15 protein-coding genes are annotated in these 19236 nt (G+C 56.5%); 8 read left to right on the top strand and 7 right to left on the bottom strand.

Annotation, left to right across the window (positions count from 1 at the left end; all coding sequences use genetic code 11):
- Nucleotides 1-126: 126 nt before the first annotated feature.
- On the top strand, nucleotides 127-2949 hold the full coding sequence (gene uvrA, locus HOO88_07605; protein ID NOU36620.1) for an excinuclease ABC subunit UvrA: 2823 nt from the start codon (nucleotides 127-129) through the stop codon (nucleotides 2947-2949).
- A 53-nt stretch (nucleotides 2950-3002) separates the two neighbouring features.
- Here the strand turns inward: uvrA and HOO88_07600 are convergent, their stop codons facing one another.
- The 3 genes from HOO88_07600 to HOO88_07590 all read right to left on the bottom strand — a co-directional run bounded on the left by HOO88_07600 (nucleotide 3003) and on the right by HOO88_07590 (nucleotide 5792).
- Nucleotides 3003-4202, bottom strand: coding sequence for a hypothetical protein (locus HOO88_07600; protein ID NOU36619.1), 1200 nt, complete (start codon nucleotides 4200-4202; stop codon nucleotides 3003-3005).
- Between the two features lie 89 nt (nucleotides 4203-4291).
- Nucleotides 4292-4732, bottom strand: a complete 441-nt coding sequence (gene crcB / locus HOO88_07595) for a fluoride efflux transporter CrcB (GenBank protein NOU36618.1) — start codon at nucleotides 4730-4732, stop codon at nucleotides 4292-4294.
- A 64-nt stretch (nucleotides 4733-4796) separates the two neighbouring features.
- On the bottom strand, nucleotides 4797-5792 hold the full coding sequence (locus HOO88_07590) for an aldo/keto reductase (GenBank protein NOU36617.1): 996 nt from the start codon (nucleotides 5790-5792) through the stop codon (nucleotides 4797-4799).
- A gap of 148 nt (nucleotides 5793-5940) precedes the next feature.
- Between HOO88_07590 and HOO88_07585 the strand changes: the two genes are divergently transcribed.
- From HOO88_07585 to HOO88_07565, 5 genes are read left to right on the top strand one after another with little or no spacing between them, the layout of a single operon-like run.
- The gene (locus tag HOO88_07585; protein ID NOU36616.1) at nucleotides 5941-8424 is read left to right on the top strand and encodes a tetratricopeptide repeat protein; all 2484 of its coding nucleotides are present in this window, start codon (nucleotides 5941-5943) and stop codon (nucleotides 8422-8424) included.
- A gap of 16 nt (nucleotides 8425-8440) precedes the next feature.
- A complete protein-coding gene (locus HOO88_07580) occupies nucleotides 8441-9070 on the top strand; it encodes a MotA/TolQ/ExbB proton channel family protein (protein NOU36615.1) in 630 nt (209 codons plus the stop codon).
- Nucleotides 9060-9548: a hypothetical protein gene (locus HOO88_07575; GenBank protein NOU36614.1), complete on the top strand. Its 489-nt coding sequence runs from the start codon at nucleotides 9060-9062 to the stop codon at nucleotides 9546-9548. The genes HOO88_07580 and HOO88_07575 overlap by 11 nt, the downstream gene beginning before the upstream one ends.
- Nucleotides 9545-10219 carry a hypothetical protein gene (locus tag HOO88_07570; GenBank protein ID NOU36613.1) on the top strand — a complete coding sequence of 225 codons (675 nt, stop codon included), beginning with the start codon at nucleotides 9545-9547 and terminating at the stop codon, nucleotides 10217-10219. Before HOO88_07575 ends, HOO88_07570 begins: the two co-directional genes overlap by 4 nt.
- Nucleotides 10219-10449, top strand: a complete 231-nt coding sequence (locus tag HOO88_07565; GenBank protein NOU36612.1) for a hypothetical protein — start codon at nucleotides 10219-10221, stop codon at nucleotides 10447-10449. The genes HOO88_07570 and HOO88_07565 overlap by 1 nt, the downstream gene beginning before the upstream one ends.
- Nucleotides 10450-10457: 8 nt before the next feature.
- Here the strand turns inward: HOO88_07565 and HOO88_07560 are convergent, their stop codons facing one another.
- Nucleotides 10458-11429, bottom strand: coding sequence for a KpsF/GutQ family sugar-phosphate isomerase (locus tag HOO88_07560; protein NOU36611.1), 972 nt, complete (start codon nucleotides 11427-11429; stop codon nucleotides 10458-10460).
- Between the two features lie 72 nt (nucleotides 11430-11501).
- On the opposite strand from HOO88_07560, the gene HOO88_07555 reads away from it, so the two are divergent.
- Nucleotides 11502-14666, top strand: a complete 3165-nt coding sequence (locus HOO88_07555) for a hypothetical protein (protein ID NOU36610.1) — start codon at nucleotides 11502-11504, stop codon at nucleotides 14664-14666.
- A 122-nt stretch (nucleotides 14667-14788) separates the two neighbouring features.
- Here HOO88_07555 and pnp read toward each other — a convergent pair whose 3' ends face one another.
- Both pnp and rpsO read right to left on the bottom strand, forming a co-directional pair.
- Nucleotides 14789-16903, bottom strand: coding sequence for a polyribonucleotide nucleotidyltransferase (gene pnp / locus HOO88_07550; protein NOU36609.1), 2115 nt, complete (start codon nucleotides 16901-16903; stop codon nucleotides 14789-14791).
- Nucleotides 16904-17065: 162 nt separating this feature from the next.
- On the bottom strand, nucleotides 17066-17329 hold the full coding sequence (gene rpsO / locus HOO88_07545) for a 30S ribosomal protein S15 (GenBank protein ID NOU36608.1): 264 nt from the start codon (nucleotides 17327-17329) through the stop codon (nucleotides 17066-17068).
- 314 nt (nucleotides 17330-17643) lie between these two features.
- Between rpsO and HOO88_07540 the strand changes: the two genes are divergently transcribed.
- Nucleotides 17644-18060, top strand: coding sequence for a hypothetical protein (locus HOO88_07540; GenBank protein ID NOU36607.1), 417 nt, complete (start codon nucleotides 17644-17646; stop codon nucleotides 18058-18060).
- A gap of 75 nt (nucleotides 18061-18135) precedes the next feature.
- Here the strand turns inward: HOO88_07540 and ilvC are convergent, their stop codons facing one another.
- Entirely contained in the window at nucleotides 18136-19236 is a 1101-nt protein-coding gene (gene ilvC, locus HOO88_07535; GenBank protein ID NOU36606.1) for a ketol-acid reductoisomerase, read from the bottom strand.

The raw sequence follows: 19236 nt of genomic DNA, 5'->3' as shown, positions 1-19236 counted from the left end.
AATACAACCGTTTTGTTTATACTTTCGGATGCTGGATTAATGCAAGTTAGTTATAAAAATTTCCCAAACGGAACCCGCCTGTGTTAGGGTTCATTGCGGTTACAGGCTCAGGAAAATCAAGGTCACATGAACACTCAGTGGATTACTGTCAGCGGGGCGCGGGAGCACAACCTGAAGAACATCACGGTGCGCATTCCCCGCAATAAACTCACCGTCATTACCGGACTAAGCGGTTCCGGCAAGTCGTCGCTGGCTTTCGACACGCTTTATGCCGAGGGACAGCGCAAATACGTCGAAAGCCTCTCCGCCTACGCCCGCCAGTTTCTCGAACAGATGCAAAAGCCGGACGTGGACACCATCGAAGGTCTTTCGCCCGCCATTTCGATTGAACAGCGTACCGCCGGATCCAACCCGCGCTCCATCGTCGCCACCACCACCGAAATCCACGACTATCTCCGCCTGCTGTTTCCGAGCATTGGAAAAGTCCACTGCCCTTCCTGCGGCAAACCGATCCAGCGGCAGAGCGCCGAAAACATCACCGAGCAGCTTTTACAGTTTCCGGAAAAAACAAAAGTGATGCTGCTTGCGCCGCTGGTGCGCGGACGGAAAGGAAAACACGAGGAAATTTTCGCCGCCGCCGGACGGCAGGGATTTGTCCGCGTCCGCGTCAACGGCGAACTCTACGAGCTCGACGCCATTCCCAATCTCGACAAAAATAAAAAGCACACGATCGAAGCCGTCATCGACCGGCTGGTGATTGATCCCGCCGCGCGCAGCCGGATCAACGACTCCGTCGAACTGGCGCTCGCCACCGGCGAAGGGCTGATGATCGCGATGATTCAAAGCGGCGACAAATGGGCGGACCGCCTCTACTCCGAAAAGAACGCCTGCCTTGATTGCAACATCAGTTTTGAAACGTTCACGCCGAAACACTTTTCTTTCAACAGTCCGTACGGCGCCTGCCCGACCTGCCACGGCCTCGGCAATATGCTCACGTTCGATGAAGAGCTGGTCATTCCCGACGAAACACTGCCGCTCGAAGAAGCCATCCATCCGTGGCGGCGCGGCGGACGCCGCGCCATCATCTATCACAAAAAACTGCTGGCCGCCGTCGCCGACCAGTATGGCATTCCGCTCAGCACACCGTTTAACGAACTGCCCGCCTCGTTCAAAAAAATTCTCTTCTACGGCTCCGGCGACGAGCCGATCAGCTATTTCCTGCGCCGCCACAAAATTCAAAAGCCGTTTGAGGGACTCATCCCGAATCTCCAGCGGAGCTACACCGATTCCGAAAGCGAAACCAATCAAGAACGGCTGCGAGCTTACATGGGCAACCAGCGCTGCACCGCCTGTAACGGCGCGCGCCTGCGCCCCGAAACGCTGGCCTGCACCGTCGGCGGAAAAAACATTTACGAAATCTGCACCCTCTCCATCGAACAGGCGCAGAAATTTTTCGCCGGCCTGAACCTGACAAAAGAAGAGGCCGTCATCGCCCGCGATATCCTGAAGGAAATCCAGGCGCGCCTCGGCTTCATGATGGATGTCGGCCTCGACTACCTCACGCTCGACCGTGAAAGCGGTACGCTCTCCGGCGGAGAAGCGCAACGCATCCGGCTCGCCACACAGATCGGCTCGCGCCTGACCGGCGTGCTCTATGTTCTCGACGAACCGAGTATCGGTCTGCACCAGCGCGATAACGACCGCCTGCTCGCCACGCTCAAGGAACTGCGCGATCTCGGCAATACGGTCGTCGTCGTTGAACACGACGAGCAAACGATCCGCGAAGCCGACTATGTGATCGACCTCGGCCCCGGCGCGGGCGTCCACGGCGGCGAAATTGTTTTTGCCGGAACACCGGCGCAACTGCTCAAAGCCAAAAACTCGCTGACCTCACAATATATGCGCCGCGAAATTGAAATCGAACTGCCCGCCGCGCGGAATAAAGCCGCCGCCGGGTTCATCGAGATTCGCGGTGCGACAGAAAATAACCTCAAGAACATCAACGTCAAAATTCCGCTCGGACTGCTCACCTGCGTCACCGGAGTTTCCGGTTCCGGCAAGAGCACGCTGGTAGATGACGTGCTGCGACGCGCCCTCTACCGTCGCTTCTTCGGCTCCAAAGAGCGCCCCGGCAAACACAAAGAACTGCTCGGCGTCGAGCAGATCGACAAGGTGATCGTCATCGACCAGTCGCCGATCGGCCGTACGCCGCGCAGCAATCCAGTGACTTATACCGGCGCGTTCTCCATCATCCGCGACCTGTTTACACAACTGCCCGCCTCCAAAGTGCGCGGCTACGGGCCAGGCCGTTTCAGCTTTAACGTCAAAGGCGGACGGTGCGAACACTGTCAGGGCGACGGCTTGCTGAAAATCGAAATGCATTTCCTGCCGGACGTTTATGTCACCTGCCCGCAGTGCACCGGTAAACGCTATAACCGCGAAACGCTGGAGGTGCATTATGGCGGTAAAAACATCGCCGAAGTGCTCGCGATGACCATCAACGAAGCGTGCGAATTTTTCGCCGCCATTCCCGGCATCGAACGCAAACTGCGTACGCTCCGCGAAGTCGGCCTCGGCTATCTCTGCCTCGGTCAGTCCGCCACCACGCTTTCCGGCGGCGAAGCCCAGCGCATCAAGCTGTCAGCTGAGCTCAGCAAAAAAGCGACTGGCAAAACACTCTACATCCTCGACGAGCCGACCACCGGTCTGCACTTCGCCGATGTTCATAAACTCATCCAGGTATTGGAAACCTTGCGCGACGGCGGCAACACCGTGCTGGTGATTGAACATAATCTCGACGTCATTAAACGCGCTGACTGGCTGATCGACCTCGGCCCCGAAGGCGGCGAGCGCGGCGGAAGAATTGTCGTCGCCGGAACGCCGGAGAAAGTTGCCAGAACTCCCGAATCCTATACCGGCAAATATCTGGCTGAAATGCTGAGGAATTGAGAAACCGCGAATTAACGCGAATGATTCCCAATGATTGGAAACAGCGTTTTTTATTATTTCGTTCCGTGATATCTAAAAGCGCGCCGAAAGCCCTTATCCTCAGCCTCCGCAATGGTTGATACGAAACATTCCCCTTGGCCGAGCTCAACCATCGTCTTATCGTACTGTTGGTCAAACGGCAGGTGATATATCTTTTCTTTATTCCCCCGCGATATGTTGCACTTGATGCACGGATAGCGTTCAAGAGCCGTAGATTCGGTAACCTTTATCCCCAAGTAGTTCGCAAACTGTCGAGCGCGCTCCGAAAGCGTAGTCAATGTGATAAAATGGCCAAGAACATCTTTTTCTGGATGATCCATCTTGTATGCAATCATTGTCCCATATAACTGGAAAATATGTTTTTCGTGAATAGTCTTTCCCCTCGACCAATACTTGCACTGAACGATTTGCACACGATTTCCATTTGATACGATTAGGTCTCTTCCCAAGTCGTCAAAGCCCTCAATAATCCCTTGGTAGTAGACAACTGACCCCTGACTTTCATATCGCCAGCCTATATATCTTTCATAATCCCGACCTATCTCCCACTTGCTCTTTTTCTTCGTCCAATACCTGTCTAGTGCCGTCTGGTATTTTTCACGGGAAGGAAGGCGAGAGTATTCCTCTGGGGTAAGCCACTTTCGCGCCGCATCATCATCGACGGGATCTTCGATACTGCCTACCCGTATTCGTATGATCTCATCCTCAATGTCCTCACTTTTTAGATCGGCAAGCCACGGAAATAGATTCTCATAAAATTCAATTTGATATTTTAATATTCGGGCAACACGTTCCGCCTCGCGTCGCCGCAAAGCAGATTCACGCACTTTTTCAGCAGCGGTGAACGCTGGATGTTTTTTTGTCTCAAGCGCACGTGCGAGTTTCATTTCTTCTAGGTGAAAAAAATCTGCGTATGCATTAGCCAACCATGGGAATCCGATAGCTTTTTGATTTGATAGGGCCAGCACACCCTGTTCTCTGTTGTCGAGTTGCTTTGTCCGATCCGAAAAACTCTGCTCAGTTTGCTTCATCCAAGCCGCGAGTTTTTGTTCCGTCTGCGTGGTTTTTATGGAAAATTCCCGCTCAGCACGGTCAAGGTTATCAAGGCGAGGCTTAAGGGTATCGTATCTGCGCCCCTTTTCGACTACGCTATTAATCCAAGAAATCAGGGCTATAACAGCGCCTATGCCAATAATTACAAGAATGCCTTCCATGAACTATGCTCCGCCATTTGTTTGTGGCTTGCTGCCGAGCCTGAGCCAATATCTTCCCTCGTCAAATCAAAACTTGTCCCAACAGAGACTCATCTGTCGTTTTTCGCAGCGTCAGCCGGAGCAGGTTCTTTAGAAAAACCGCTGCCGCTGTGCGGGACGCAGATGAAGCCGATCCAGAGAGCGATCAGGCCGACAATGACACTGAGTACAATATTACTTCCCGCCGCCAGAAGTTCGCCACGGCGGAGCAGGTAGAAGGTTTCGAGGCCGAAAGCGGAAAAGGTTGTGAAGCCGCCCATGATTCCGGTGAAAAGGAAGATGCGGGTTTCGGCGGAGAAAAAATCTTCTTTGACGGCGAGTCCGGCCAGTATACCGATAACAAAACATCCGATGACATTTACGACGAATGTTCCCGCCGGAAACTGCCAGTCGATGGTGTGGTGAAGCACATAGCCGGAAAGCTTATAGCGCACCACGGAACCGAGTGCTCCGCCCAGGGCAACCAGCAGGATGGATTTCAACTCATACATACTTGATGGCGAGCCTAACCTCATCTGATTCCCTGTCAAATTCAAACCTTGCTTCCCGCACAGATCACCCGTTCAGATTGATCAGGCGGTTTATTTTAAACATCGCCTCTTCCGGCAGGCGGCAACCGGCGGCGCTCAGACTGTCATTCAACTGCTCCAGCGTCCGGCAACCGACGATCGGGATAACCGGAAACGGATGCGACCAGAGATAGGCCAGCACGACCTGCGTCATGGAGAACCGCAGCTCTTCCGCAATCTCTGCGAGGACGGCGTGCAGCGCACGATTCTCCGGCGTGTCGTACGGACTGCCGCTGACCGAACCGGCGTCGCGGCTCCGCTTGCTGAAGTAGCCGCCGGCCTGCGACGCATAAGGAATAGCGGCGAGGCCGGTCTCCCGATGAAGGCGCAGGAACCCGGCGGAAAAATTAAGCATCGTGGGATCGCCGCCCGGCAGCCGGTGAAAAACGCCCGGATTCCATTCCACCTGTGAGGCAACGAATCCGTCATAGCCGCACCCATACGCATAGGCATTGGCCTCTTCCATGCGTTCGGGTGTCCAGTTCGATGCCGCGTAAAAACGAATCCGCCCCGACTTCTGGAATCGGTGCAGGCTGTCCATGATCGGGCCGACCGGCAGAGCCGGATCGTCCCGGTGAAGCCAGTAGAGATCAATGGTTTCAGCGCGCAGGCTTTTCAGACTTCCACTGATGTCCTCGTCCAGCTGCGCAGGTGCAAGGCGCGGCACCGTGTCGGCGCAAGGGGGAAGAAAAGGATGCCCGCCTTTGGTGGAAATGAGCACCCGATCACGAGCCTTCCGTTCCGCCAGCCAGTCGCCAAGAATCCGCTCGCTGCGGTTTTTCTCGCCCGGAATCCAGTCCGAATAAACCCGCGCCGTGTCGATCAGATTGCCGCCCTGCCCGACAAAGCGGTCGAGAATCCTTTTCCCCTCTTCTTCACTGACATTAACGCCCAGATTGGCGGTTCCCAGCGCCAGCGGCGCGGCGAGAAGATCAGTATGCGGAATAGCAACCCGGTTCATAATACCCCTTACAACATTCATACTAACAGTGTTCCGCATCGTAGCAGGCTCCGGTCTGAAGGCAAAAAAAATCAGGGAGGCCCGGAACCCGGACATCAAGCCGCCAGCCGGAAATGAGCTTTGGAAAAAGACTGGAAGAAGGCGGATGGAAACGTGATACTCCGCGCCAATGAATTTCCGGGTTTTCAGGCTTTCTGCTTTATTGCTTCTGCTTGCGCCTGCGCTGTTTGCGCAGGAGCCGCTTCCGACCCGTCAAATCGAGGCGGCGCTGGAGGACGGGCTTTATCCACTGGCCGAGCAGCAGATCTGGGAAGTGCTCAGTACACAGCGTGCGCCGAACGATGAGGCGACGCTGACAATCCTGCTGATCCGCGCACTGGCCGGTCAGCAAAAATTCAACGACGCCATGATTCTTGCCGACGAGTCCACCAGCCTGCCGAAGCAGGACGCTTTCGCCTACTGGCGCGCCCGCACTTTTTTTGAAGCCGGCAATTCAAATGCCGTCATTCAGGCTTTGGAAAAAATTCCGGCGGACAGCGCGTATGCTCCCGCCGCCCTGCGGTTGAAAGGCCGCGCTGAATTGGCGGCTGGCGATTCCAAGTCGGCGCAAAAAACCTTTGAAACCTTCCGCGAAAGATTTCCTGTCGACGAAAACGCCGCGCAAAACCTGCTCGATCTGGCCGGAATTTATCTGGAGCGCAGCAAAAAGAGCGACTCAGCCAAGGCACTGCACGAACTGCTGGAGCGTTTCCCGAATCATGTTCTGGCGAATAACGCCCGCCTTGAACTGTCGCGCCAGCTGATCACAACCGGCGGTAAAGACGAACTGAGCGAAACCTCCGCTCTGCTCGCGACGCTCGGTGCAAATGAATTGGCTCATCCGCGTCTGCGTTCCGCCGCCTGGGTCGAACTTTCCGCAATTGAACAGCGCGCCGGAAATTCCGCCGGAGCCTCCGACGCGCTCGCTAAAGCCGAAAAGCTGACCGGCGAAGCTGCGCTACGAGTCCGCCAGAAAGCTGCCCGCGCCACTCTGCTGGTTGACGAAACTAAAACCAAGGAAGCTTTCCTGCTCTTCGATGAAGCCGTCAAAGAATCGCCGAACACTGCGACCGCCGCCGAAATCCTGATTCAGAAAGCAGAAGCACTGCTGAAGACACAGCAGTACGCCGCCGCCGAAAAAGCGTTTCAGGCCGGACTCGACATTACCGTCGATCCCGCCGTGCAAACCCGCGCACAGGCCGGTAAAGGTTGGAGTCTCTGGGAACAGAAGCGCTATGAAGAATCCGCCGCCGCTTTTGAAAACGCCACCCTTAAGTGCACGCAGCCCGATCGCTGTGTCACAGCGTCCATCAAGGCGGGCGACGCGCGCCTCGCCGCAGCACAGTATGAAAAAGCCCGCGACAATTACCGCCGCGTCACGGAAAACTATCCGAATCATCCGTTCGCCGCTCAAGCGATGTACCAGTGCGGCGTTGCCAATCTGCTCGCCGGACAAACCAATGCGGCGACCCTTTGTTTCCACGATACAGAAAAGAATTTTCCGCAGAGCGGGTTTGCTCCGCAGGCTGCACTGCAACAGGCGGAACTGCTGAAACGCGGACAGCAGTGGGATTCCGCACTTGAACAGTACCGCCGCATCGCCGCGCAATACACCAACGCCGCCACCAAAGCCTCCGCGCTGAACCAGCAGGGACTGATTTTCTATCGCCTCGGAAAATGGGACGACGCGCTAAAAAACTTTCAGGTTGTCAGCACCAACTATCCCGATATGCCTGAAGCGCCGCAGGCTTTATACATGCGCGGATTCTGCCGTTATATGCAGGGCGACACCGAAGGTGCACTGGCGATCTGCCAGACCTTCATCGAAAAATATCCCGGATCAGTCTGGACGCCCGAAGTGCTTTTCTGGCTTGGCGAGCATTACTATAACCGCGGCAGCTACGCGCAGGCAAAAGCCACCTTCCTTGACATCGCCGCGCGTTTCCCGAAACACGAACTGGCCGACGACGCTCTCTTCTGGGCTGGCAATTCGCTGGTCAAGCAGAACAGCTTTCTTGATGCCTTCACCCTGTACAGCCGTCTCGCCAAAGAAATTCCCGACAGTCCGCTGATGCTGAAAACCCGCTTCGCGCAGGGCGAGACGCTCACCGAACTCGGCGAATTTCCGCGCGCCATTCTCGCCTACGAAGAAGTCATTAAGACCGCGCCGGACGATCCGCTGGCCGACCGCGCCCGAGGGCGCCTCGCTGACTGTCTTTTCACTCTCGGCACATCCGAAGTTGCGCGTTATCAGGCGGCGCTCGACGCCTATCAGGCTCTTTACAAACGGCCCGCCGCGCCGTTCGCGCTCCGCTTACAGGCGCTTTATAAAACGGCCCGCTGTGAGGCCAAGCTCGGTCTGAAAGAAAAATCCTTCGCGCACTATGTCGAGGTTGTTTACAGCGTCACCGGTCAGACAGAAACTCTCTCGCCGGAAGCCGCGCCGTGGTTCACGCGCGCCGCTTTCGATGCCGCCGAATTTCAGGAACAGCAGCAGCAGTGGAAAGAGGCGATCAATATTTACAACCGGATTATTCAGGCTGGAGTGCCTGCCAAAGACGAAGCACAAAAACGAATCGAAAAGATCGAGCGCGAACACGCCTCGGCACTTTAACAGAAAAGGAGCAGTTATGGTTGGATGGATAAATAGCGGCGGCGCCGTCATGTGGCTGATTCTGGGGTGCGGCTTCATTGCTCTGGTGATTTTCCTGGAGCGTCTCTTCCACCTGCACCGCGCCCAGATTAAAATCGATGACTTCCTCAACGGCATCATCATCAACCTCACACGAGGCAACGACCTTGAGGCCATCAGTATCTGCGACCAGACGCCCGGCCCCGCCGCCCACCTCGTCCGCACAGCGCTGCTGCACCGCAACGATTCGAAAGATGAAATGATCAAGGCGGTACAGCAGGCCGGCATCCGTGAAATTCCGCGCCTGGAACGTCATACGAATCTGCTCATCACGCTTGCACAGGTTCTTCCGATGCTCGGACTGCTCGGCACCGTGCTCGGACTGCTCAGTATTCTCACCGCCATGCAGGCCGGATCGCCGCTCGCCGAAATCGGCACGCTGACCGGCGGACTCTGGAAGGCTCTGCTCACGACCGCCGCCGGACTCATCACGGGCATTCCCGCCTACGCGGGCTACCACTTTCTCATCAGCCGCGTTGAATCCATCGCGCTCGACATGGAACAGACCGCCGGAGAAATCATTTACTTTCTCTCTCATCCTTCCACCGGAGAGCGCCATGAACCGTAACGACTGCGAAGCCGTACTTCACCTGCACCGCACGTTCATTCCGCGCCGCCGGACCGGACGCGGATTTCTGACCGGCATCGTTTTTCTTAACGCGGCACTTCTGTTCTGCGCCTTTGTGCTGGGCACCTCGCATTTTGTTCTCAAACCGGGAATCACGTTGGAGCTGCCCGTCGTCTCGCAGACCGGAGGCATACAGTTTAACGACATGGTTCTGAGCGTTTCGCGTGAAGGCCTCTTTTTCTTCAACGACGAACAGATTCAGTCCGCACAACTGGAACCGGTTCTGCGCGCCGCAATAATCGAGCGCCCCGGCACCGCACTTATTCTGGAAGCCGACGCCACTACGCCGCAAACGACTGCCGCCGCCGTTTACGATGCGGCCGCTCACGCCGGATTCCGGCAGATTTTCATCGCCACCCGAAACCCGGCCCCGAAAATTCCGGCAGTCTCCGCTGCACCGGTCGTGCCCGCACCGTGAAAAACCGTATCCAGTTTACACCCCTGCTTACCGGCGCGCTGCTTTGCGCCGCCGGCTGGTTTCTTTTCTGGCTGTTCGCTTTCCGGCCCGCGCCCATCCGCACATTTGCTTCCGCTGCACACCCCAGAGTTGCCCGCATGATTGTCGACGATCAAACCCTGCATAAATTCAAAGATCCGACGCTCTTCGCGCTTCCGGCCGATGAAGGCTTCAGCGGTCGTTTTGTCGGGAACCGTGTTGATCTGCACCTTTCACTTGAAAAGCCAGCCAGTCCCGTTCGCTATCTGCCACAAACGACCGCCGCCGCGCCAAGCATAGACCGCGCGCTCCTGAGCGGTGAAACTGCGCTTCCGCAAAGCCCTCTGCCGGTTCCCGGCGCAACACAACGTCTGATCTCGCAACCTGCGGCAGGCATCCAGCTGTTTCTGTCCCCTGAACTGAAATCACGGGCCGACACACTCCAGCTCAATATCGCCCTGACCGGACGGCCCGAAACCGTCCGTGTGAATCTGACCGTCCGCGCGGACGGAACCGTCGAACACGCGCTTTTTGAAACACCGGTAACCAACGCCGCCCTGCTCAGCGCCGTCCGGCAGCTACGCTTTAAACCGGCGGCGGAAAAGATCGAAGGCTGGATCGACATCCGCTTTGCGCAGGAGGATAAAAAATAATGCCGGTTGAACCGCTCAATCTATTTGTGATTCAGCTCGCACTGGCGCTGACCGCCCTTTTCGCGGCGGCGGCAGTCTATGATTTCGTCACCTTCCGGCGACGACGCAAAAACAGCGGCGAAGCAATCTACCGCTGTGATACCTGCCGCCATATCTACATTGCACCCAGTCGCACTCCGCTCGCCCGCTGCCCGAAATGCGGAAAACAGAACGAACCGGTCAAAGAGTAACCGGAAGATCAAAGAATCTTCAGCTTCGGCAAATCCTGAATATCAACCGCACCGACAATATGGCCGGCGTCGTCCACCACCATCAGGTCGTCGATGTTTTTCTCTTCGTAGATTTTCAGAATATCCACGGCAAGTTGATCCGGCTTAAGCGTAACCGGCTTACGCGTCATGACAGAGTCTATAGAAACTTCCGTGATGTCCGGCGTTTCAATCAAGTGACGGCGCAGGTCGCCGTCGGTGAAAATTCCGAGAAGCTGGTCGTTTCCGTCCACCACCGCGACACAACCGGCGCGCGCGCCGGTCATCGCCAGCACCGCTTCCTTCACTTTGGCGCCGCTTTGAACTTTGGCAAGACGGTCTTTGGTGCGCATGACATCAGAAACTTTGAGAAGCAGTGTGCGGCCGATTGCGCCGCCGGGATGCAACTTGGCGTAATCTTCTTTTTTGAAGCCGCGCGCTTCGAGCAGAACGATGGCCAGCGCGTCGCCGAGCGCCAGCGTCACCGTCGTACTGGTGGTCGGCGCCATACCGAACGGACAGGCTTCTTTATCCACCGTGATCGTCAGAACGAGATCGCTCTGTTTCCCGAGCGGACTGGTTTCGTCGCCGGTCATACCAATGATTTTCAAACCGCGCCGTTTGAGCGCCGGAAGCAGGGCGAGAAGTTCATCGGATCCGCCGCTGTAGCTGAGCGCCAGCACAATATCTTTTTCACCGACGATCCCGAAGTCGCCATGCATGGCTTCAATCGGATGGAGTAGCGCGGAAGGTGTGCCGGTGCTGTTAAACGTGGCGACCATTTTCTGGCCGATATGAAAGTTTTTGCCGACGCCGGAGACAATCACCTTGCCGCCGTTCTTTATGGTCGCGAGAATCCACTCAATGGCCGTACTGAAATTGCCGTTGATGCTGTCGCGGACTTTCTCCATACCGGCGATTTCGACATCCATCACTTCTTTGGCGCGCTTCTGAAAATTCATTTTAATTCCTTGTTTGCTGACCCGTTCTAAAACGGTGGCAAACCCTACCGCTCTCTGCTAGTTTCATCAACCATGAAGATAAGCGGCGAGGCGTTGATGATTTTTCCGACCGAACTGGCGAAACGCCGGACCGAGCGCCGCCGCGTTCTGGATGCCGGAGTCCTCGACACATCCCGGCTTTTCACCCAGAAAAAACTCCTCGCCCTGTGCGAACGGTCTGCCCGCCGCGCCGGACTGCTGAAGGGCCGATTACCCGGTCAACCCGAAACCCGGCTGCTCCTCGAAGAAGCCGCCGGGAATGTCGCGTTCGCGACCGGCCAGCCGCTCGCGAACCTCTCGCCCGCCGCGCTGGCCGGACTGCTCCGGCAGATAATTGAAGCGTTTTCCGTTTTCGCCGAAAACGAACCGGCCATTACCGAATGGCTGCTGGCTCACGCGCCGGATCATAAACTGCACGGCATCGGTCAACTTCTGATTGCATGGCGGGCGCTGTGTACAAAAATGGACATCGCCGACCGCTTTATCGTCAATACATCCCTGCTCCGGCTGATTGAATCCGGCGAGTTGCCGCGTGAGCTGGACGGAGAAATTCATTTCCGCGCCGTCCGCTGGTTTAATCCGTTCGAGGAACGCTTCGCCGTTGCGCTCAAAAAACGGCTCGGCCCGGATCGGGTACAAATCTATTCCGTCCTGCCGGGCGCGCACGCCGAAGCCGCCGAAGACCGGCTCTGCGCCGTCGTGCGTAGCGAACTGATGCGCGGATCCGAAGAAGAGTGGAAACCGTGGCTGGAAGATTTCGCCGATGCCTTCGAAGCCGACGACAGCAATATTCTCGAGTCGGAATCGCGTGAGCGGGTTTCGGTTTTTGTTTCGGCTCATCCGTACGGTGAAATCGAAGATGCCGCACGGCGCATCGTCGGCGAAATAGAGAAAGGTACCGCGCCGGATGACATCGCGCTGATCCTGCGCGATCTGAGTCCGTACACCGACATCATCCCGGACGTCTTCCAGCGCTTCGGCATTCCGTACCACTTCCGGCGCGGCACACCCGCCGCCGCTCATCCGCCGGTTAAAGCACTGCTCGCTCTGCTCGCCTTCCCGCAGAACTTTTCGCGCGACCGGCTCTGCGACCTGCTGTTAATGCCCGGTATTCAGTGGCCCGGCCTCGACGCCGAAGCGCGGCAAACGCTCGTACAGGAAATCCGCCTGAAAGAACCGCCGCGCCTGCGCCGCCTGCCGAAAGAACTCCAAGGGTTCCAATTCTTGGAAGAACGTAGACGCGACGCCCTCGTCGCGTCCCTCACACAGGAAAACGCGACGAGGGCGTCGCGTCTACGTTTTACGCATCTGGAGTTCTCTAAACACATCGGAGTAATCATCGAACAGCACGAACTCGCCCTGCCCGATGAAGTACTGACGCTGATTGAAGAAATTGCCGAGGTCACCAGTCGGCCGGTTGCGCCGGAACGGTTGACCGCGCTGTTTGAGGAACTGCTGGATAACGTCACGCTCAAAGACGAAGCCGGAACCGAAAGCGGCGTCTGGATTGTCAATCCGATGGACGCGGCGGGCCTGCGCTTCGAATCAGTTTATATCGCCGGCATGGACGACCGCACCTTCCCGCAGATTCCGAAGACCGATTCTCTGCTGAACGACGCCGAGCGCAAAGCGCTGCGGGCCTTTCTGGACGAACGGAAGATTCCCTGTCCGCGGCTCGCGCTTTCCGAAACCGGCGCGGCGCTGATTCAGGAAGAGATTCTTTTCCTCACCGCAATGAGCGCGGCTCGGGAACGGCTGACGCTTTCTTACACCCGCACCGGAGCCGACGGCAAGGAGCGCGCGCCGGGCGAGTTTTTCGAACGGATGCGCGGACTGACCGGCATTGAAAAACCGGCGCTGGGCGAATCATTTCATACCATCCTGCCGCCGGAACTCTGCCGCGCCGAAGATGAAGTCCGTCAAACAAGAGCGAAGCTGGCTTTTAACGTAGACGCGACGCCCTCGGCGCGGTCTGGAGGGTCGCGCTCCGTCGCGACCGGTTCCGACGGAGCGGAACCCTCCAAAGGAAAAGAGAGCGACGAGGGCGTCGCGTCTACGATCAATAAATGGATTGCGAAGAATCCGGAGTTCAGCGCGACGGCGTTGGAATCGCTGGCCCGCAACCGGTTTGTTTTCTTCCTCGAAAAGGTGCTGAGCATCCGGCCCGATCTCACGCACGAAGACGACATCGCGCCGATGGATCGCGGCGTAGTCATCCACGACATCCTCGAACAGATTTACACCGCAATCGCCAAACAGAGCGGCTGGTATGCAGAGAGATTTAACGTAGACGCGACGCCCTCGTCGCGTTCGCAACAGGAGGAAAACGCGACGAGGGCGTCGCATCTACGTTGGAAAATTGCGCAGAGCGGTGAAATTCCGTTGGCGGTGTTTGATCCGAACAAAGCTGATGAGTTGCTGATGCTGGCGCGCAGCATTGCGGAAGAAGAATTCAAAAAAGCGGAGCGGCGACCTAGCCGCCACCTCGGCCATCCATCCATCTGGGAAGCCGAAAAGCGCAAGCTGCTGCAGATGATCGAAAACTTTGTCTGCATGGATATTGAAACCGCTCAGGCTGAAAACCGTTATCCGGCGCTGTTCGAAATGAAGTTCGATACCAAACACGATCTGCCGCTAACCCTCTACAATGTAGGACAGGCTTCCAGCCTGTCCACACCTGAATGGCCAAGCGACGGGGAACAGGCTGGAAGCCTGTCCTACGTTAATTCCATTCGACTGAAAGGCAAAATCGACCGCATCGACCTCATCTTCAACAAAGACGGTGAACTCGACCGGCTGCTGGTGGTGGACTACAAGAGCAAGTCGCGCGGCGTTCCGGTATCGCAACTCGAAAAAGAGATTGGACTGAATCTCGACTGCCAGATCCCGCTCTATACTTTCGCAGCTCAGGAAAAGTTTTTCGGCGCGCACAACACGCCGGAACTGAATGAAAAGACACTGGCGGTCTATCACCTGCAGGAACGCAACCTCGAAAAGATGCAGAAACATTTCACCGGCAAGCGGCTTTCAATGAATCCGGAACTGACGGAAGCGTTCCTCGAAACGCTCTTTTCCAATATCCGGAAACTGCGCGCCGGCGACCTCGCCACCGAACCGCTCATCGATGGTTACGACGACTATTCCCACATCTGCCGAACCGAAGCCATCGACCCGAAGGAACTTCTGAAAGAGGGTTAACCACGGAGGTCACGGAGGTTCACAGAGAAAAAAAGAGCCGCTGTGCCCTCTGTGGTAAAAATCTCCAACAAAAAAGCCCCTCCGCGAACGGAAGGGCTTTTCGTCTAACACCGGTGCGATGATTAGTCAGTGGTGGATGCCTGAGCATCTTTTTCTGCCATGGCCGCACGGCGGCTGAGGCGGATTTTACCGTCACGGTCCACATCGAGAACCTTGACCCACATGATGTCGCCTTCTTTGCAGATGTCTTCGACTTTGTTGACGCGGAAGTCAGCCAGTTCGGAGATGTGCACGAGGCCGTCTTTACCGGGCATGATTTCGACGAACGCACCGAAGTCGCGGATGGTGCGGACGGTTCCTTCGTAAAGCTGACCGATTTCGGCTTCCGCCGTGATGGCGTTAACCGCTTTAACCGCAGCCTTCATGGCGTTGGCATCGGCGCTGAATACGTTGACGGTGCCGTCTTCTTCGATGTCGATCTGCACGCCGTAGGTGTCGGTGATGCCACGAATGACTTTGCCGCCGGGGCCGATCAGCGCGCCGATCTTTTCCGGATCAATTTTGATGACGGTGATACGCGGAGCAAACTCGGACATTTCTTCACGCGGAGCAGCGATGACGCTTTCCATGTAGTCGAGAATTTTCATGCGTCCGGCGCGGGCCATTTCGAAGGCACCTTCGACGAGATCCCAGCGCAGGCCGTCGATCTTGAGGTCGACCTGGAAGCCGGTGATCCCTTCGCGGGTACCGCAGACTTTGAAGTCCATGTCACCGCAATGGTCTTCGGTGCCGAGAATGTCGAGCACGAGATCAGCCTTACCGTTGTCGCCAGTGAAGAGACCGACGGAAATTCCGCCGACCGGTTTCTTGATCGGAACGCCGGCATCCATCAGAGCCAGTGTGCCTACGCAAACAGAAGCCATGGAGGACGAACCGTTGGAGCCCATGATTTCAGAAACAAGGCGCACGGCGTAGGGATAGTTGTCCGGCAGAACCGGGCGCAGGCTGCGCTCGGCTAGATTACCGTGGCCGATTTCGCGGCGTCCGGTGTTACCCAGACGTCCGACTTCACCGACGCTGTACGGCGGGAAGTTGTAGTGCAGCATGAAGTTCTTTTCGGTTTCGCCGCCGGTTACGGCGTCGATCGACTGCGAATCTTTCTTCGGGCCAAGCGTGACGATCGCCAGCGACTGGGTTTCGCCGCGGTTGAACACCGCCGAACCGTGAACGCGCGGCAGTACACCGACCTGCGCTTTGAGTTCGCGCAGTTCGTTGAAGCCACGTCCGCCAACGCGTGTCTTGTGTTCGAGCACGTTTTTGCGGAGGGTTTCGATTTCGAGTTCGTCGAACAGGTGGAAATATTCGTTGTCGGCCATTTCCGGGAACACGGCGAGCAGGCTGACTTTGAGCGACTTCTTGATCGCGCTGATTTTTTCCTGACGGGCGAGTTTGTCGCTGGTCGCCAGAGCGGCGAGCAGCTCGGCACCGGCGATTTCGCGGGCTTTCACCAGCTTGGTTTCGTCGGCGACGGCAATTTCGACTTTCTTTTCCGGCAGTCCGAGCTGCTTACGCAGTTCGAGCTGGGCTTTGATGATCGGCTGAATCGCTTCGTGCGCCAGTTTCATGGCGGCGACGAAATCGGCTTCGCTGATTTCCTTGGCGCTACCTTCAATCATGAGCGGCAGAGCGGCGGTTCCGGCGTAGGTCAGGTCGAGGTCGCCCTGAGCAAGTTCGGCGTGTGTCGGGCAAACGATAAACTTGCCGTTGACACGGGCGATGCGTACGGCGGCGATCGGGCCCATAAAAGGAACTTCGGAAAGCGTCAGTGCGGCGCTGGAAGCGTTGACGCTGAGGAAGTCGGTGTCGATCTGGCCATCGCAGCTGAGCAGCATGTTATTGATCTGCACGTCGTTGCAATACCCTTTCGGGAACAGCGGACGGAGCGGACGGTCGGTGACGCGGGCGGTCAGAATTTCTTTTTCGGACGGACGGGCTTCGCGTTTGAAAAATCCGCCGGGGAAACGGCCTGCGGCGTAGAATTTTTCGCGGTATTCAACCTGAAGCGGGAAGAAATCCACGCCTTCACGGGGGGTATTGGTGGCGGTAACGGCGGAGAAGACGATGTTATCGCCCAGGCCGCAGCTCACTGCGCCGGCTGCCTGCTGTGCAAGGAGGCCGGACTCGAAGAACATCGGCTTGCCGCCGACTTCGAACTGTATTTTGACTGTATCTTTCATTTCTCTTTTTCCTTCTGCATCCATGACTTCCGGGAGCCGGGCGAGGCGGATGCGTGCCTCTGAGGTGGATTAACGGGCGGCCCGCAAAGGGCGCTGTGTTGGAACGGGGGATTCCCCGGAAACAAAACAGCCCCGTCGTGAACGGGGCCGTCCTCGGTATTCTTAGTGGCGCAAACCAAGACGCTGAATCAGCTCTTTATAGCGCGGGTTATCTGTTCTGGACAGATAGCTCAGCAGCTTTTTGCGGTTGTTGACCATGGTGATCAAACCGCGACGGGTGCTGTTGTCCTTTTTGTGGCTCTGGAGATGCACGGTGAGTGCTTCTACATGCTTCGTCAGCAGTGCAACCTGCACTTCAACGGATCCGGTATCCCGGTCGCTGCGCTGATATTCTTTTCTGGTTTCCGCTTTAACTGCTGTATCCACTTACGGCTCCTTCTTAACTCTCTTCTTCTTACTACTTCTATCGTTGAGCGCGACAATATATAGACGCCCCCCGCCCTTGTAAACTGCAATATCCAATAAAAAACCGGGGGTGGAGAATGGAATACTGGAAGGGTGGATTGATGACTGGGCCGGGGGCTGGATTCCCAATGTTTGGAAGCGTAGACGCGACGCCCTCGTCGCGTCCCCCCCCTCAACAGACAACGCGACGAGGGCGTCGCGTCTACATTCATGCGAATTGACAGCCGCCCGCCAGCCTCCTACCCTTCGGCCGCAACAAACAGAAGGGCATCCGAATGAAAAAACTGATCTGTCTCGTCCTGCTGTTGCTGAACGGCTGTATCGCGAGATACAAAGATATCAGCCGTCTTCCAGAATACAGCTCCCTCATTGGGAAGCATTACGTGCTAACGAGTGATATGTATATTTCGGGAGTTAATGCACCACCGGGATATGGATCAGAAATCGATTACTATAAAATTAGCCCGATACACCCGACGTGGAGCGGGCCGGAGTTAATCAGCAGGCACATACTAAGTACCAATAATATTCTGACCGTCAAAAATATTCGGAAGTGTACGAACTGCCCATTTGAAGATCGAATAGAGGCAGTCGTCACGACACATCCCTACATTCCAGCTATTAATGATGTACCAGTTCGAATTCGCCTGAAATATCTATTCTCAGCTGATTTTGCAAAACAGACCGATTAGGAATGGCCCCACAAGCCTCACAAAAAAACGGGCTCTCGATTGAGAGCCCGTTTCGTCGTCTGATGGAGTCAGACTTTAGTTGGTGGCGCGACCGCCGACACCTTTGGTGCCTTTGGCAATCACTTTGGCTTCGCCTTTCGGACGGAGCGAGCGGGAAGCTGCACCAGCCTGCCACATTTCGGAGTCGTGGATGGCTTTCAGTTCTGCGGTCAGACGGACTTTGTAGTCCTTGGCGCCGCAGACTTTCAGCACGCGCTTGGCTTCGGATTTCGTTTTGACCGCTTTGTAGAGGTCATTGAATACCGGCAGCGTGGCTTTCTTGAACTTCGGAGCCCAGTCCAGCGCGCCGCGCTGGGCGGTGGCGGAGCAGTTCGAAAACATCCAGTCCATGCCGTTTTCGTCGACGAGGCGGATCAGGCTCTGGGTGAGCTCTTCAACCGTTTCGTTAAACGCTTCGGACGGGCTATGGCCGTTCTTGCGGAGCACTTCGTACTGCGCTTCCATGACACCAGCGAGACAGCCCATCAGGACGCCGCGTTCGCCGACGAGGTCGGAAGTCACTTCTTTTTCGAAGGTGGTCGGGAATAGGTAGCCGGAACCGATACCGATACCCAGAGCCATGCAGCGCTCTTCGGCGCGGCCGGTGGCATCTTGGAATACGCCGAAGCTGGAGTTGATGCCTGCGCCGGTCAGGAAGTTACGGCGAACGTTCAGGCCGGAACCTTTCGGGGCGACCAGCAGAACATCGACGTTGGTCGGCGGGATGATTTTGGTCAGATCTTTATAAACGATCGAGAAGCCGTGGCTGAAGTAGAGGGCGTCGCCCGCTTTCAGGTTTTTCTTAATCTGCGGCCAGCAAAGTTTCTGGGCGGCGTCGGAAAGAAGGTACTGAATAACCGTTCCCTTCTGAACCGCTTCTTCGATTTCAAACAGCGTTTTGCCGGGGACGAACCCGTCTTTGATGGCGCGGTTCCAGTCCTGCATGAACTGCTTGGACTGGCCGATGATGACGTTGAAGCCGTTGTCGCGCAGGTTGAGCGCCTGAGCCGGGCCCTGTACGCCGTAGCCGATCACCGCGATCACTTCGTTTTTCAGAACTTTGCGAGCCTTCGCCAGCGAAAACTCTTTGCGGGTGACGACGGTTTCTTTTGTGCCGCCGAAATCAATAACTGCCAT

The sequence above is a fragment of the Kiritimatiellaceae bacterium genome (genome assembly GCA_013141415.1).
Taxonomy (GTDB): Bacteria; Verrucomicrobiota; Kiritimatiellia; order Kiritimatiellales; family Tichowtungiaceae; genus Tichowtungia.
This window is presented reverse-complemented; position numbering and strand designations above follow the sequence as displayed.

Coding starts and splice junctions, on each gene's coding strand:
- uvrA (NOU36620.1), top strand. CDS start 127: ATGAACACTCAGTGGATTACTGTCAGCGGGGCGCGGGAGCACAACCTG.
- HOO88_07600 (NOU36619.1), bottom strand. CDS start 4,202: ATGGAAGGCATTCTTGTAATTATTGGCATAGGCGCTGTTATAGCCCTG.
- crcB (NOU36618.1), bottom strand. CDS start 4,732: ATGTATGAGTTGAAATCCATCCTGCTGGTTGCCCTGGGCGGAGCACTC.
- HOO88_07590 (NOU36617.1), bottom strand. CDS start 5,792: ATGAATGTTGTAAGGGGTATTATGAACCGGGTTGCTATTCCGCATACT.
- HOO88_07585 (NOU36616.1), top strand. CDS start 5,941: ATGAATTTCCGGGTTTTCAGGCTTTCTGCTTTATTGCTTCTGCTTGCG.
- HOO88_07580 (NOU36615.1), top strand. CDS start 8,441: ATGGTTGGATGGATAAATAGCGGCGGCGCCGTCATGTGGCTGATTCTG.
- HOO88_07575 (NOU36614.1), top strand. CDS start 9,060: ATGAACCGTAACGACTGCGAAGCCGTACTTCACCTGCACCGCACGTTC.
- HOO88_07565 (NOU36612.1), top strand. CDS start 10,219: ATGCCGGTTGAACCGCTCAATCTATTTGTGATTCAGCTCGCACTGGCG.
- HOO88_07560 (NOU36611.1), bottom strand. CDS start 11,429: ATGAATTTTCAGAAGCGCGCCAAAGAAGTGATGGATGTCGAAATCGCC.
- HOO88_07555 (NOU36610.1), top strand. CDS start 11,502: ATGAAGATAAGCGGCGAGGCGTTGATGATTTTTCCGACCGAACTGGCG.
- pnp (NOU36609.1), bottom strand. CDS start 16,903: ATGAAAGATACAGTCAAAATACAGTTCGAAGTCGGCGGCAAGCCGATG.
- HOO88_07540 (NOU36607.1), top strand. CDS start 17,644: ATGAAAAAACTGATCTGTCTCGTCCTGCTGTTGCTGAACGGCTGTATC.
- ilvC (NOU36606.1), bottom strand. CDS start 19,236: ATGGCAGTTATTGATTTCGGCGGCACAAAAGAAACCGTCGTCACCCGC.